The following is a 13,310-nucleotide window of genomic DNA, read 5'->3' as shown; positions in this document are numbered from 1 at the left end:
AATCGGGTCTTTATAGAAAGTCTGGCTAAAGGGCTGCGCTAAATACCGCTCAACGGTATTTGGCGTCCGCAGCCTTGGCTGCCGCGATTTCACCTTCGTACCGGTCGCCCACGGCGAGCAACATGTCTTTCGTGAAGTACAGATCGCCCCGCTTTTCACCGTGGTACTCAAAGATGTGCGTTTCAACGATCGAATCCACCGGGCAGCTTTCCTCGCAGAAACCGCAAAAAATGCACTTGGTCAGGTCGATGTCGTAACGCGTAGTACGGCGGGAACCATCGGCACGAACATCCGACTCAATGGTGATTGCCATCGCAGGGCACACGGCTTCACACAGCTTGCAAGCGATACAGCGCTCTTCGCCGTTGTCATAACGGCGCAAGGCGTGCAGGCCACGAAAACGTGGTGACAGAGGTGTTTTTTCTTCCGGAAATTGCACGGTTACCTTGCGGCGAAACGCGTAGCGCCCGGTCAGAGCCATGCCCTTAAGCAACTCCACGAGCATGAAGCTCTTGAAGAAATCCTTGAATGAGAAAGGTGCAGCAGCAACCACAGCAGTCATTTCGTGTTCCGCCTATTTCCAGATATTCCAAGGCGATAGCAGCCAACCGCCCACAAAGAGCAGATACACCAGCGTCACCGGGATGAAGATCTTCCAGCCCAAACGCATGATCTGGTCATAACGGAAGCGAGGAAAGGTTGCACGGATCCAGATAAACATGGATACCACGAGGAATGTCTTGATGCCAAGCCAAATCCAACCCGGAATCCAGTTGAAAACCGCACTGTCAATGGGAGACAACCAGCCGCCCAGGAACATCAGTGCAGCCAAAATGGAAACCAGCCACATGCTGGCGTACTCGGCCAGGAAGAAGATCGCAAAGCCCATGCCCGAATATTCGACCATGTGACCGGCAACAATTTCGGCTTCACCTTCGACCACATCGAAAGGATGGCGGTTGGTTTCAGCCACGCCAGAGATCAGGTACACGAGGAAAATAGGCAACAACGGCAGCCAATTCCACGATAGGAACGTCAGCCCCTTATCGGCCGCAAAGCCTCGGCCCTGCCCCATCACGATTTCCGTCAGATTCATGCTGTTAGACACCATGATCACGACAAGGAAACAAAACCCCATGGCAATTTCATAACTCACCATTTGCGCAGAGGCCCGCAGAGCCCCCAGAAACGCATATTTGGAGTTGGATGCCCAGCCCGCGATGATCACGCCATAGACCTCGATCGAAGTGATGGCCATCACCAGCAGCAAGCCCGCATTCACATTGGCCAGCGCCACGTCCGGCCCAAAAGGAATCACCACCCATGCGGCAAGCGCAGGCATGATCGCCATGACGGGCCCCAACACAAACAAACCCTTGCTGGCCGCCGTTGGCTGGATGATTTCTTTGGTCAGCAGCTTCAGAGCATCGGCGATAGGTTGCAGCAGACCCATCGGACCCACGCGATTTGGGCCATGACGCACCTGCATGAAACCCAGCAACTTGCGTTCCCACAGCGTGAGATAGGCCACTGCCCCCATCAAAGGCGCGAGAATGCAGACGATCTTGATCATGATCCAGAGCACCGGCCAGACGATACCGGTCCACCAGCTCACCGAGAGAAGGCCCATGCCTCCGTTATAGATCGCGTCGATCATGGCGTCACTCCTTCACGGGCCAAGCGCGCATCGGCGGTGAATTGCAACGACGTAGCACGACGCACCAGACTGTCTAGCTGATAGATAGACGCAACCACCGGTTCGCCCGCGGCCACAACACCTTCCGGTATCACCGTCACTGCATTCGACAGCTGATCGCCAGGGATTTGCGTGAAAGAGCCCGCAGCAGCGTTCGTGGCACGCGCCAACACGTCTTGCGATGTCTCGAAGTCGAAACCTGGCAACGCCAGCAGATTGGCCAGAACGCGCAACACCTTCCATGCAGGACGGGTGTCACCCAGGGGGCGCACCACTGCATGAAAACTCTGCAAACGGCCTTCTGCGTTGATGAAGCTCCCCGACGTCTCAGTGAACGGCGCAATAGGCAGCAACACGTCGCTAAACGCCATGTTTGCCTTGAAGGGGCTCAACGTCACCACCATCTCTGCAGCAGACAAAGCAACCGCCGCTTGCGCACCTGCAGCTGCGTCATGAACCGGCTCGGTATTAAGCAACAGAGCGGCCTTCAAACTACCGGAGAGCATTTGCGCTGCATTCTGACCACCACTCACAGGGCGCGCACCCACGAATTGAGCACCGACGGTGTTGGCCGCTTCCGTGAGATAGCCAACGGTAGCGCCCGTGTTCTGGCCAATCCAGTTCGCAAGCGCCAGCAACTGGGCGGCTTGCGCGTGGTGTGCAGCTGCATTGCCCAGCAATACGGCCTTGCGCTCACCGCTTAGCAGCGAATGGGCGACGGCCACAGCGCTTTCGTCGGCAACAGCCGCAACACCTGAAGGAGGTGCAATACCTTTTTCCTGGGCGACAGCGGCGGCAATACCACCGAGCGCCTGAACCCATTGGCTCGTGCTCTGAACCAGCAGATTCTGCACAGGCAATGCCCAATCACGGGCGACAGAGTCCACGGCATTGACGTGGCATCCATGGCGCGCCGCCTGGCGAATACGCTGGGCGAACAGCGGATGATCCTTGCGCAGGTTTGAGCCAACGACCAGCACGCGCTGGAGTGTCGACAACGATGCAATGGATGTGCCGAGCCAGCGGACGCCGTCCGGCGCAGCGAATTGAGCATTTCGCAGACGATAGTCGATGTTGTCGCTGCCCAGGCCGCGAACCAATGCAGATGCCAGGTACAGCTCTTCGACAGTGCTGTGTGGACTTACCAGCGCGCCTACGCTGGCAGCCCCATGTTCTTGTTTGATGTTCTTGAGACCGTTAGCCACATACTCAAGAGCCGTTTGCCAGTCCACTTCTTTCCAGACACCGCCCTGCTTGAGCATGGGCTGCGTCAAGCGATCCTCACCATTGAGTGCTTCGTAGGAAAAGCGGTCGCGATCTGCAATCCAGCACTCATTGACAGCTTCGTTCTCGAAAGGAACCACGCGCATGACCTTGTGGTTCTTGACCTGAACGATCAAATTGGCACCTGTGGAATCATGCGGACTTACCGAGCGGCGACGTGACAACTCCCACGTGCGCGCGCTGTAACGGAACGGCTTACTCGTCAGCGCGCCCACAGGGCAAATGTCTATCATGTTGCCCGAAAGCTCAGAGTCCACGGTGTCACCCGCGACCGTGGTGATTTCGGAGTGCTCACCGCGATGGATCATGCCAAGCTCCATCACTCCGCCCACTTCCTGGCCGAAGCGCACACAGCGTGTGCAATGGATACAGCGGGTCATCTCTTCCATCGAGATCAGAGGACCGACGTCTTTGTGAAAGACCACGCGCTTGTCTTCCTCGTAACGAGAGGAAGAGCCACCGTAGCCAACTGCCAGATCCTGCAACTGGCACTCACCACCTTGGTCGCAGATAGGGCAATCGAGCGGATGATTGATCAGCAGGAACTCCATGACAGACTGCTGGGCCTTGATGGCCTTGTCGCTCTTGGTGCGCACAATCATGCCCTGCGTCACAGGCGTTGCGCAGGCGGGCATAGGCTTGGGAGCCTTTTCCACGTCCACGAGGCACATGCGGCAGTTGGCGGCAATCGACAACTTCTTGTGATAGCAGAAATGCGGAATATAGGTGCCCGCCTTTTCGGCTGCATGCATCACCATGCAGCCTTCGGCGACTTCCACTTTCTGACCGTCCAGTTCAATTTCAACCATATGTTTTCTCGCGATCAGGCAGAGGTCGCAGCCTGAGGGGCCTTGTTCCGGATCAGTGCTTCAAACTCGGGACGGAAATGCTTGATCATGGCGCGCACCGGCATCGCTGCGGCATCGCCCAGCGCACAAATCGTGCGCCCCTGGATATTGTCAGCCACCGAATTGAGCAAATCCAGATCGGTTTCACGGCCTTGGCCGTGTTGAATACGGTGAATCACACGCCACATCCAACCCGTGCCCTCTCGGCAGGGAGTGCACTGCCCGCAGGACTCGTGCGAATAGAAATACGACAGGCGCAACAGACTTTCCACCATGCTGCGCGAATCGTCCATCACGATGACAGCGCCTGAGCCCAGCATCGAACCCGCCTTGGCGATGGAGTCATAATCCATCGTGCATTCCATGATGATGGACGTTGGCAATACGGGTGAGGAAGAGCCCCCAGGAATCACCGCCTTGAGCTGGCGCCCCTTGCGCACGCCACCAGCGAGTTCAAGCAATTTGGCAAACGGTGTCCCCATGGGAATTTCGTAATTACCCGGCTTTTCCACATCACCAGACACCGAGAAAATCTTTGTGCCACCGTTATTTGGTTTCCCACACTCCAGGTAAGCCGCACCACCATTACGGATGATCCACGGGACCGCCGCGAAGGTTTCGGTGTTATTGATGGTGGTAGGTTTGCCGTACAGACCAAAACTCGCTGGAAATGGAGGCTTGAAGCGGGGTTGGCCCTTCTTGCCTTCGAGCGATTCGAGCAACGCGGTTTCTTCCCCGCAGATGTAAGCACCAAAACCGTGGACCGCGTGCAACTGGAAGCTGAAGTTTGCCCCTAGGATGTTGTCGCCCAGATAGCCTGCCGCGCGCGCCTCATCCAATGCAGCCTCGAAACGCTCGTAGATCTGGAAGATTTCGCCATGGATATAGTTGTAGCCCACAGAAATCCCCATCGCATAGGCTGCAATGATAATGCCCTCGATGACGATATGCGGGTTGAACTCCAGGATGTCGCGGTCCTTGCAGGTACCTGGCTCGCCTTCGTCCGAGTTGCAAACGAGGTACTTTTGCCCAGGAAACGATCGGGGCATGAAGCTCCACTTGAGTCCTGTCGGAAAGCCTGCACCACCACGGCCACGCAGACCTGACTCCTTCACGGTGGCAATGACCTGATCTTGGGTCAGCCCTTCACCACCATCTTTTCCGAGAATCTTGCGCAGGGCCTGATAGCCGCCACGCGCTTCGTAGTCTTTGATACCCCAGTTGCTGCCATTCAAATCAGCGTAGATCTGGGGGCCAATGTGCCGATTGTGGAAACAGGTCTGAACACCTGTTGACTGGAATTGGGAAAGAACCTGAGCAGCTGTGGTCATCACTTTCCCTCCGTCCGCAGCGCGGAGGCAGCTTCGGCCTGACGAAGACCGTCGACGAGTTGGTCGAGCTTGTCGTTGTCCATGAAACTGCACATCGTGCGGTCATTGACGAGCATGACAGGTGCATCTGCGCAAGCACCAAGGCACTCGCATTGCTGCAGCGTGAACAGGCCGTCCGCAGTGGTCTCACCCATCGAAACGCCCAGCTTTTTTTCCAAGTGGTGCAATGCCCGCTGACCGTCACGCAATTGGCATGGCAAGTTGGTGCAGACATTGAGCTTGTACTTGCCCACCGGCTGCTGGTTGTACATGTTGTAAAAGGTGGTGACTTCGTGCACGGCAATCTGGGGCATGCCCAGATAGTCGGCAATAACCACCTCGCTATCCGTACTGACAAAACCCTGTTCCTGCTGCACGATGGCCAGGCATGCCATCACGGCAGACTGCTTTTGGTCCGCGGGGTACTTGGCCACTTCACGCGCAAAACGCGCAAGCGTCGCTTCTGTAATCATCGGTCAATCTCTCCGAACACGATGTCCATGGTGCCAATGATGGCGACCGCATCTGCAATCATGTGGCCACGCGCCATTTCGTCGAGCGTTGCCAGATGCGCAAAGCCTGGCGCACGGATCTTGAGGCGGTAGGGCTTGTTGGCGCCATCGCTCACCAAATAGATGCCAAACTCGCCCTTGGGGTGCTCCACCGCCGCGTAGGCTTCACCTTCGGGCACATGGAAGCCTTCAGTGAACAATTTGAAGTGGTGAATCAGCTCTTCCATGTTGGACTTCATGGACTCGCGATCAGGGGCAGCCACCTTGTGGTTGTCAGTAATGACCGGACCGGGATTGGCGCGCAGCCAGTCCACGCACTGCTTGATGATGCGGTTGGACTCGCGCATCTCCTGCACGCGCACGAGGTAGCGGTCGTAGCAGTCGCCCGTCTTGCCCACGGGCACATCGAAGTCCATGCGGTCATAGACATCGTAGGGCTGGGTCTTGCGCAGATCCCAAGCAATACCAGAGCCACGCAACATGGGGCCAGTCATACCCAGATTCAGAGCGCGCTCCGGCGTAACTACACCAATACCCACCGTGCGCTGCTTCCAGATGCGGTTGTCGGTGAGCAGCGTCTCGTATTCATCCACGCAGGCGGGAAAGCGCTGCGTGAAGTCGTCGATGAAATCAAGCATCGAACCCTGGCGGTTCTGGTTCATGGCCTCCAGGGCCTTGGCGTTCTTGATCTTGCTGACCTTGTACTGCGGCATGGAATCCGGCAGGTCGCGGTACACGCCACCCGGCCGAAAGTAAGCCGCATGCATGCGCGCGCCGGAGACGGCTTCATACATGTCGAACAGGTCTTCACGCTCGCGGAACGTGTAGATCAAGATGGTGGAGCTGCCGCAGTCATTGCCGTGCGAACCGAGCCACATCAGGTGATTGAGCAGGCGTGTGATCTCCGAAAACATCACACGGATGTACTGGGCACGCACTGGCACTTCCAGGCCCAGCAGCTTCTCGATGGCCAAGCAGTAAGCGTGCTCATTGCACATCATGGACACATAGTCCAGGCGATCCATATAGGGAAGTGACTGGATGTACGTCTTGTGCTCAGCCAGCTTTTCGGTAGCACGGTGTAACAGCCCAATATGGGGGTCTGCACGCTGAACAACCTCACCGTCGAGCTCCAACACCAGGCGCAACACACCGTGGGCAGCCGGATGCTGGGGCCCGAAGTTCAGGGAATAGTTTTTGATTTCAGCCATGATGGATCACGTGAAGCGCGAGGCGCCTTTAGTGCAGGCCTCCGTACTTGTCTTCGCGGATGATGCGCGGCGTGATCTCGCGCGGCTCGATGGACACAGGCTCATAGACCACACGGCGCTGCTCGGCGTCATAGCGCATCTCGACATGGCCGGACAGCGGGAAGTCCTTGCGAAAGGGATGACCGATGAAGCCGTAATCGGTCAGGATGCGGCGCAGGTCGTTGTGACCATCGAACACGATGCCAAACAGGTCAAAGGCTTCGCGCTCGTACCAGTTGGCCGAGTTCCACAGATCGGAGACCGAAGCCACCACCGGAAAATCATCATCGGCGCAAAACACCTTCACACGCACACGCTGATTGAGACTCACGGACAGCAAGTGTGACACCACACAGTACCGCGCACCCTCGTTCATCGCATCGGCGTAAGCAGAGTAATCCACCCCGCATAGATCGATCAATTGTTCGAAACGGCAACCCTCTGCATCGCGCAACACACGCATGGCATCCAGGTAATCTGCAGCAGAAACCACCACAGTGACCTCATCCAGGGCCACCGTGATCTGACGCACTTTCGCCCCCAGTGCCGCAGCGATGTTGTCTTTGAGTTTTCCAGGCCAAATGGCAACAGCAGTCATCATCAACCCTTCAGACGCGAGCAATGGTGTTGGTGCGGCGGATTTTCTGCTGCAACTGGATGATCCCGTAGATCAAAGCTTCTGCCGTGGGCGGACAACCGGGCACATAGACATCGACAGGAACAATGCGATCACAGCCGCGCACCACGGAATAGCTGTAGTGGTAATAGCCACCGCCATTGGCACAGGACCCCATCGACAGAACCCAACGAGGCTCGGACATCTGGTCGTACACCTTGCGTAACGCAGGAGCCATCTTGTTGCACAAGGTGCCAGCAACAATCATCAAATCGGATTGGCGCGGGCTGGCGCGAAACACCTCCGCACCAAAACGACCAATGTCATAACGCGCAGCCGCTGCGTGCATCATCTCGACAGCACAGCAGGCCAAGCCAAACGTCATCGGCCAAAGCGAACCTGTTTTAGCCCAGTTCACCACAGAGTCGTAACTCGTGGTGATGAAGCCTTCCTTCATCACGCCTTCAATCATTGCAACATCCTTGCTGAAGCCCGCTCATTCCCAATCGAGGGCGCCTTTTTTCCACTCGTAGGCAAAACCCACGACGAGGATGGCCAGAAAAATAACGACCGCAACAAAACCAGCAATGCCCACTTCATGCAGCGTTACCGCCCAAGGGAAGAGAAATGCGATTTCGAGATCAAAAAGAATAAAAAGAATGGCCACGAGGTAATAGCGCACATCAAACTTCATGCGCGCATCCTCGAAGGCCTCAAAGCCACATTCGTAGGGGGAATTCTTCGCCGCGTCCGGGCGATTGGGGCCCAGTATGTATCCGAGGGCAAGTGGGACAACGCCAACGGCAATGCCAACCAGGATGAACAAAAGGACGGGGAGGTACTGATCGAGGTTCATCTTGAGGATGTGCTCACCGCTGTGGCCTTACCTGTCAGAGCCCTGATTGGGTCTGCAGGCAGGCCTTTGTTTTGGTGCCGTCGGCGAGACTCGAACTCGCACAGCTTTCGCCACTACCCCCTCAAGATAGCGTGTCTACCAATTTCACCACGACGGCTGATTTTTTGCTGCCTGGATGGCATGAGGAACCTTTCGGTTTTTGCTTTCCAGACAATCCGAAATTCTACTCCGGAAAAACCCTGCTTCTACGAACAGGGCCCAATTTAATGGAGTTTATTTGGTCGGAATTTGCGCTGCACCCGAGGCCGGCACGGCTGGCGCCACCACAGCATCCGAAGCCGACACGGCTGGTGCAGCAGTTGTAGTGGGTGCCACTCCAGCAGCCCCTTCAAGCACGCTGCCCGCAGTGGTGGGACGCGCATTGCCGAAGTAAGCCAATGCCAGGGTCGAGACAAAAAAGACGGCGGCCAGGACCGCTGTTGTGCGCGACATGAAGTTGGCACTTCCACTGGCACCAAAAAGGCTGCCAGAGCTTCCGCTTCCAAACGCAGCACCCATGTCCGCACCCTTGCCATGCTGGATCAGGATCAAGCCAATCATCACCAGCGCGGCCAACATCTGTACCGCCAAAATCACATTCACGATCACGTTCATTCTCTGTTCACTCCTGATTGAATAGCTAGCTTGGCTGCGGCCTTAACGGGCCGCAGCAATGATTTGCAAAAAGTCGGGCGCCTTCAGCGACGCGCCACCGACCAGCCCACCGTCAATATCGGGCTGCGCCAGCAGCTGGGCCGCATTCGACGCGTTCATGCTGCCACCGTACAACAACCGAATGCGGTCGGCCTTCTCGCTCGCCGCAGACAGCTGCGCCCGCAGCACTGCATGCACGGCCTGCGCCTGCTCGGGCGACGCCGTGCGGCCGGTGCCAATAGCCCATACGGGCTCATAGGCCACCACCACTTCACTGATGCAATGGCCGTTGAGATGGATCACGGCAGCCAGCTGGCGCTTGACCACGGCTTCCGTCTGCCCTGCATCGCGCTCTTGCAATGTCTCACCAATACAGACTATGGGTGTGATGCCTGCAGCGAGCGCACGCTGCGCCTTCTCGGCAACCACGGCGTCGGTTTCACCATGGTATTGGCGACGCTCCGAATGCCCCACGAGGGCAAAGCGCACGCCAAAGTCCTTCAGCATGGCCGCCGATGTTTCACCGGTATAGGCGCCTGCTTCGTGCTGCGATACATCCTGCGCAGCCAACGCCACCACAGAGCCCGCAGTGAGCGCCTGCACCTGTGCCAGATAAGGCGCGGGAACCGCCACCACTACGTCGCAAGCAGCGTTTTCCAGCCCTGCAACCAACGCCTTGAGCAGCGCTTCATTGGCGGCCAGACCGCCATTCATCTTCCAGTTGCCTGCGATGAGCTTTTTCTTGCTGTTCATGGTCACCACGTCAAAACAATTTTGCCAATGTGCTGGTTCGACTCCATCAACACATGGGCCTGACCGGCATCAGCAGCCGCAAAAGTGCTGTGAATCACCGGCCGCACCGCGCCAGCTGCCAACAAAGGCCATACGCGCTCACGCAGAGCACGGGCAATGGCCCCTTTGAAAGCAACAGAACGAGGGCGCAACGTGGAACCCGTGATGGTAAGCCGACGCCGCAGCACCAACCCCGCGTTGAAGTCGCTTTTCACACCACCCTGCACCGCAATGATCACGATACGGCCCTCTTCGGCCAGACACTCCACCTCGCGCGCTACATAGTCGCCAGCGACCATGTCGAGCACCACGTCCACGCCCTTGCCTTGTGTTATGCGCTTGACCTCGGCCACAAAGTCTTGCGACTTGTAGTTGATCGCATGGTCCGCGCCCAGTTGTATGCACGCAGCGCATTTGGTGTCGCTACCCGCAGTGGCGATCACGGTCGCGCCAAATGCCTTGGCCAGCTGAATGGCTGTAACGCCGATGCCACTGGCGCCACCCTGCACCAAAATGGTTTCACCGGCCTGCAGACGCCCGCGATCAAAAACGTTGCTCCACACGGTGAAGAATGTCTCTGGCAACGATGCGGCTTCCACGTCACTGAACCCGGCAGGAACAGAAAGGCACTGCAGCACGGGAGCCACGCACCATTGCGCATACCCCCCGCCGGCCACCAGCGCGCAGACGCGATCACCCACACGGATGCCCGCCTCTGCCATGGCCGCCGGATCACCGGACTCCACCACGCCAGCAACCTCCAAACCCGGAAGGTCGGATGTGCCGGGTGGCGGCGCATAGTGACCCAGCCGCTGAAGCACGTCAGGGCGGTTGATGCCACTGGCCGCGACACGGATCAGCAACTCCCCGGCGCCCGGTTGTGGCACCGGACGGTCACCCAAGCGCAGCACCTCGGGCGCACCAAACGAAGTGATCTCGACAGCCTGCATATTGCGATTCATTAGACAGTTAACATTTGAATGACTTTTGCCACTTGCGCTTTATATACAAGCGCAAGCAGCTACAAAATCAATAGCAAATTGACAGCAATATCAAATTAACCAATCACTTGGCCGGATTCGCCGTCCGAGGGCTGTCCTTGCTGCTGTTGCTGCTGGTCAGCGGGTTGTTGTGGACGACCACCCTCCCGGCCTTGGTCGCGGCGTGGTTCGCGGTCACCACGCTCTGCAGGCGCGGGACGGTCGCTACCGCCTGCAGGGCGGTCAGACAACACCTTCATCGACAGCTTGATGCGCCCTTTTTCGTCAGTCTCCATGACCTTGACCTTGACGATCTGGCCTTCGGTCAGGTAGTCGCCCACGCGTTCCACGCGCTCATGCGCGATCTGGCTGATGTGCAGCAGGCCATCCTTGCCGGGCAGCAGGTTGATCAGGGCACCAAAGTCCAGGATCTTGGTCACTGGGCCTTCGTAGATCTTGCCGATCTCGACTTCGGCGGTGATCTGCTCGATGCGGCGCTTGGCTTCGTCGGCCTTGGCGTTGTCGGTGGCCGCAATGGTGATCGTGCCGTCTTCTTCGATGTTGATCTGGCAACCGGTTTCTTCCGTCAGCGCACGGATGACCGCTCCGCCCTTGCCGATCACGTCACGGATCTTCTCGGGGTTGATCTTCATCGTGTAGAGCTTGGGGGCGAAGTTGGACACTTCGGTCTTGGCCTCGCCCATGGCTTCCTGCATCTTGCCGAGGATGTGCATGCGCGCTTCCTTGGCCTGGGCCAGGGCGACCTGCATGATTTCCTTGGTGATGCCCTGGATCTTGATATCCATCTGCAAAGCAGTGATACCACCCGTGGTACCGGCGACCTTGAAGTCCATGTCGCCCAGGTGATCTTCGTCACCCAAAATGTCGGTCAGCACGGCAAAGCGGTTGGCATCCTTGATCAGGCCCATGGCGATACCCGCCACGTGCGCCTTCATGGGCACACCCGCATCCATCAGCGACAGACAGCCGCCACACACCGAGGCCATCGACGAGGAACCATTGGATTCCGTGATTTCCGACACCACACGCACGGTGTAGGGGAATTCTTCCTTCGTTGGCAGCACGGCGATCAGCGCGCGCTTGGCCAAGCGGCCGTGGCCAATTTCACGGCGCTTGGTCGAACCCATGCGGCCCACTTCGCCGGTGGCAAAGGGAGGCATGTTGTAGTGCATCATGAAGCGGTCTTCGTATTCGCCAGCCAGCGCGTCAATGCGCTGCGCATCGCGCTCGGTGCCCAGTGTGGTCACGACCAGCGCCTGGGTTTCGCCACGAGTAAACAGCGAAGAGCCGTGGGCGCGGGGCAGCACGCTGCTACGGATTTCGATGGGGCGCACAGTACGTGTATCGCGGCCATCAATGCGAGGCTCACCAGCCAGAATCTGGCTGCGAACGATGCCGGCTTCGATGTCGAACAACATGCCTTCGACCTTGACAGAGTCAAACTCGACGCCATCAGCCTTCAGCGCAGCCATCACGGCGGCATAAGACTCGCGGCAAGCCTGGGTGCGGGCTTGCTTGTTGCGGATTTGATAGGCTGCGCGCAGCTTGTCGTCGGCCAGTGCGACCACCTTGGCAATCAGGGCTTCGTCCTTGGCAGGGGCTTCCCACTGCCACGCAGGCTTGCCCGCATCGCGCACCAGTTCGTGGATGGCGTTGATGGCGACATTGCCTTGATCGTGGCCAAACACCACAGCGCCCAGCATGATTTCTTCAGACAGTTGCTGGGCTTCGGACTCGACCATCAGCACAGCGGCTTCGGTACCTGCCACCACCAGATCCATCTGCGAGTTCTTGCGCGCAGTCTGGCCGGGGTTGAGCACGTATTCGCCATTGATGTAGCCCACGCGCGCGGCGCCGATGGGGCCGTTGAACGGAATGCCAGAGATGGCCAGGGCTGCGCTGGTGGCGATGAGGGCTGCGATGTCGGCATCCACTTCAGGGTTCAGCGACACCGTGTGGATCACCACATGCACTTCGTTGAAGAAGCCTTCAGGGAACAGCGGGCGAATCGGGCGGTCGATCAGACGGCTGGTCAGTGTTTCGTGTTCGCTGGGCTTGGCTTCGCGTTTAAAGAAGCTACCGGGGATCTTGCCTGCTGCGTAGGTCTTCTCGATGTAGTCCACCGTCAGGGGGAAAAAGTCCTGACCGGGCTTGGCGCCCTTGGATGCCACCACGGTGGCCAGCACCACGGTGTCATCGATATTCACCAGCACAGCGCCAGAGGCCTGGCGAGCGATCTCGCCCGTTTCCATGATGACGGTCTTGTCGCCCCATTGGAAGGTCTTGGTGACTTTATTGAAAATGCTCATGTTTAGCTCCTGTTTTAATAGCTGGTAGCGCTCTACCAGATTGAGCCGGAGAGCAATTCAGAACACGATGCCATTCCAGTGAC

At 57.9% G+C, this 13,310-nt stretch carries 13 protein-coding genes and 1 tRNA gene; all 14 read right to left on the bottom strand.

Annotation, left to right across the window (positions count from 1 at the left end; genetic code table 11):
• Window positions 1-49 precede the first annotated feature (49 nt).
• The 14 genes from nuoI to pnp all read right to left on the bottom strand — a co-directional run bounded on the left by nuoI (window position 50) and on the right by pnp (window position 13,227).
• The gene (gene nuoI / locus KI609_RS07720; protein ID WP_226448750.1) at window positions 50-562 is read right to left on the bottom strand and encodes an NADH-quinone oxidoreductase subunit NuoI; all 513 of its coding nucleotides are present in this window, start codon (window positions 560-562) and stop codon (window positions 50-52) included.
• Between the two features lie 12 nt (window positions 563-574).
• Window positions 575-1,657, bottom strand: a complete 1,083-nt coding sequence (nuoH, locus tag KI609_RS07715) for an NADH-quinone oxidoreductase subunit NuoH (RefSeq protein WP_226448748.1) — start codon at window positions 1,655-1,657, stop codon at window positions 575-577.
• Entirely contained in the window at window positions 1,654-3,789 is a 2,136-nt protein-coding gene (nuoG, locus tag KI609_RS07710; protein WP_226448746.1) for an NADH-quinone oxidoreductase subunit NuoG, read from the bottom strand. Before nuoG ends, nuoH begins: the two co-directional genes overlap by 4 nt.
• A 14-nt stretch (window positions 3,790-3,803) precedes the next feature.
• Window positions 3,804-5,159, bottom strand: coding sequence for an NADH-quinone oxidoreductase subunit NuoF (gene nuoF, locus KI609_RS07705; RefSeq protein WP_226448744.1), 1,356 nt, complete (start codon window positions 5,157-5,159; stop codon window positions 3,804-3,806).
• Entirely contained in the window at window positions 5,159-5,671 is a 513-nt protein-coding gene (gene nuoE, locus KI609_RS07700; RefSeq protein WP_226448742.1) for an NADH-quinone oxidoreductase subunit NuoE, read from the bottom strand. Before nuoE ends, nuoF begins: the two co-directional genes overlap by 1 nt.
• Window positions 5,668-6,921: an NADH-quinone oxidoreductase subunit D gene (locus KI609_RS07695; RefSeq protein ID WP_226448740.1), complete on the bottom strand. Its 1,254-nt coding sequence runs from the start codon at window positions 6,919-6,921 to the stop codon at window positions 5,668-5,670. Before KI609_RS07695 ends, nuoE begins: the two co-directional genes overlap by 4 nt.
• A 28-nt stretch (window positions 6,922-6,949) precedes the next feature.
• On the bottom strand, window positions 6,950-7,558 hold the full coding sequence (locus KI609_RS07690; protein WP_226448738.1) for an NADH-quinone oxidoreductase subunit C: 609 nt from the start codon (window positions 7,556-7,558) through the stop codon (window positions 6,950-6,952).
• A gap of 10 nt (window positions 7,559-7,568) precedes the next feature.
• A complete protein-coding gene (locus tag KI609_RS07685; protein WP_007849129.1) occupies window positions 7,569-8,048 on the bottom strand; it encodes a NuoB/complex I 20 kDa subunit family protein in 480 nt (159 codons plus the stop codon).
• Between the two features lie 24 nt (window positions 8,049-8,072).
• On the bottom strand, window positions 8,073-8,432 hold the full coding sequence (locus tag KI609_RS07680; protein ID WP_010463935.1) for an NADH-quinone oxidoreductase subunit A: 360 nt from the start codon (window positions 8,430-8,432) through the stop codon (window positions 8,073-8,075).
• A gap of 72 nt (window positions 8,433-8,504) precedes the next feature.
• A tRNA-Leu gene (locus KI609_RS07675) sits at window positions 8,505-8,589 on the bottom strand.
• Window positions 8,590-8,705: 116 nt separating this feature from the next.
• Window positions 8,706-9,086, bottom strand: coding sequence for a preprotein translocase subunit SecG (secG, locus tag KI609_RS07670; RefSeq protein ID WP_226448735.1), 381 nt, complete (start codon window positions 9,084-9,086; stop codon window positions 8,706-8,708).
• 42 nt (window positions 9,087-9,128) lie between these two features.
• Window positions 9,129-9,878: a triose-phosphate isomerase gene (gene tpiA, locus KI609_RS07665; RefSeq protein ID WP_226448733.1), complete on the bottom strand. Its 750-nt coding sequence runs from the start codon at window positions 9,876-9,878 to the stop codon at window positions 9,129-9,131.
• A gap of 2 nt (window positions 9,879-9,880) precedes the next feature.
• Window positions 9,881-10,867, bottom strand: a complete 987-nt coding sequence (locus KI609_RS07660) for an NAD(P)H-quinone oxidoreductase (protein ID WP_226450231.1) — start codon at window positions 10,865-10,867, stop codon at window positions 9,881-9,883.
• Window positions 10,868-10,974: 107 nt separating this feature from the next.
• Window positions 10,975-13,227 (bottom strand): polyribonucleotide nucleotidyltransferase, encoded by a 2,253-nt coding sequence (gene pnp / locus KI609_RS07655; protein WP_226448731.1) that lies wholly within the window; start codon window positions 13,225-13,227, stop codon window positions 10,975-10,977.
• Window positions 13,228-13,310: the final 83 nt, after the last annotated feature.

This window comes from Acidovorax radicis, assembly GCF_020510705.1.
GTDB classification, from domain to species: domain Bacteria; phylum Pseudomonadota; class Gammaproteobacteria; order Burkholderiales; family Burkholderiaceae_C; genus Acidovorax; species Acidovorax radicis_A.
The sequence above is the reverse complement of the archived record's forward strand: the minus strand, read 5'-3'. Positions and strand labels throughout refer to the sequence as shown.

What these genes read in the sequence shown, in the direction of transcription:
- nuoI (WP_226448750.1), bottom strand. Translation starts at nt 562, where the DNA reads ATGACTGCTGTGGTTGCTGCTGCACCTTTCTCATTCAAGGATTTCTTC.
- nuoH (WP_226448748.1), bottom strand. Translation starts at nt 1,657, where the DNA reads ATGATCGACGCGATCTATAACGGAGGCATGGGCCTTCTCTCGGTGAGC.
- nuoG (WP_226448746.1), bottom strand. Translation starts at nt 3,789, where the DNA reads ATGGTTGAAATTGAACTGGACGGTCAGAAAGTGGAAGTCGCCGAAGGC.
- nuoF (WP_226448744.1), bottom strand. Translation starts at nt 5,159, where the DNA reads ATGACCACAGCTGCTCAGGTTCTTTCCCAATTCCAGTCAACAGGTGTT.
- nuoE (WP_226448742.1), bottom strand. Translation starts at nt 5,671, where the DNA reads ATGATTACAGAAGCGACGCTTGCGCGTTTTGCGCGTGAAGTGGCCAAG.
- KI609_RS07695 (WP_226448740.1), bottom strand. Translation starts at nt 6,921, where the DNA reads ATGGCTGAAATCAAAAACTATTCCCTGAACTTCGGGCCCCAGCATCCG.
- KI609_RS07690 (WP_226448738.1), bottom strand. Translation starts at nt 7,558, where the DNA reads ATGACTGCTGTTGCCATTTGGCCTGGAAAACTCAAAGACAACATCGCT.
- KI609_RS07685 (WP_007849129.1), bottom strand. Translation starts at nt 8,048, where the DNA reads ATGATTGAAGGCGTGATGAAGGAAGGCTTCATCACCACGAGTTACGAC.
- KI609_RS07680 (WP_010463935.1), bottom strand. Translation starts at nt 8,432, where the DNA reads ATGAACCTCGATCAGTACCTCCCCGTCCTTTTGTTCATCCTGGTTGGC.
- secG (WP_226448735.1), bottom strand. Translation starts at nt 9,086, where the DNA reads ATGAACGTGATCGTGAATGTGATTTTGGCGGTACAGATGTTGGCCGCG.
- tpiA (WP_226448733.1), bottom strand. Translation starts at nt 9,878, where the DNA reads ATGAACAGCAAGAAAAAGCTCATCGCAGGCAACTGGAAGATGAATGGC.
- KI609_RS07660 (WP_226450231.1), bottom strand. Translation starts at nt 10,867, where the DNA reads ATGCAGGCTGTCGAGATCACTTCGTTTGGTGCGCCCGAGGTGCTGCGC.
- pnp (WP_226448731.1), bottom strand. Translation starts at nt 13,227, where the DNA reads ATGAGCATTTTCAATAAAGTCACCAAGACCTTCCAATGGGGCGACAAG.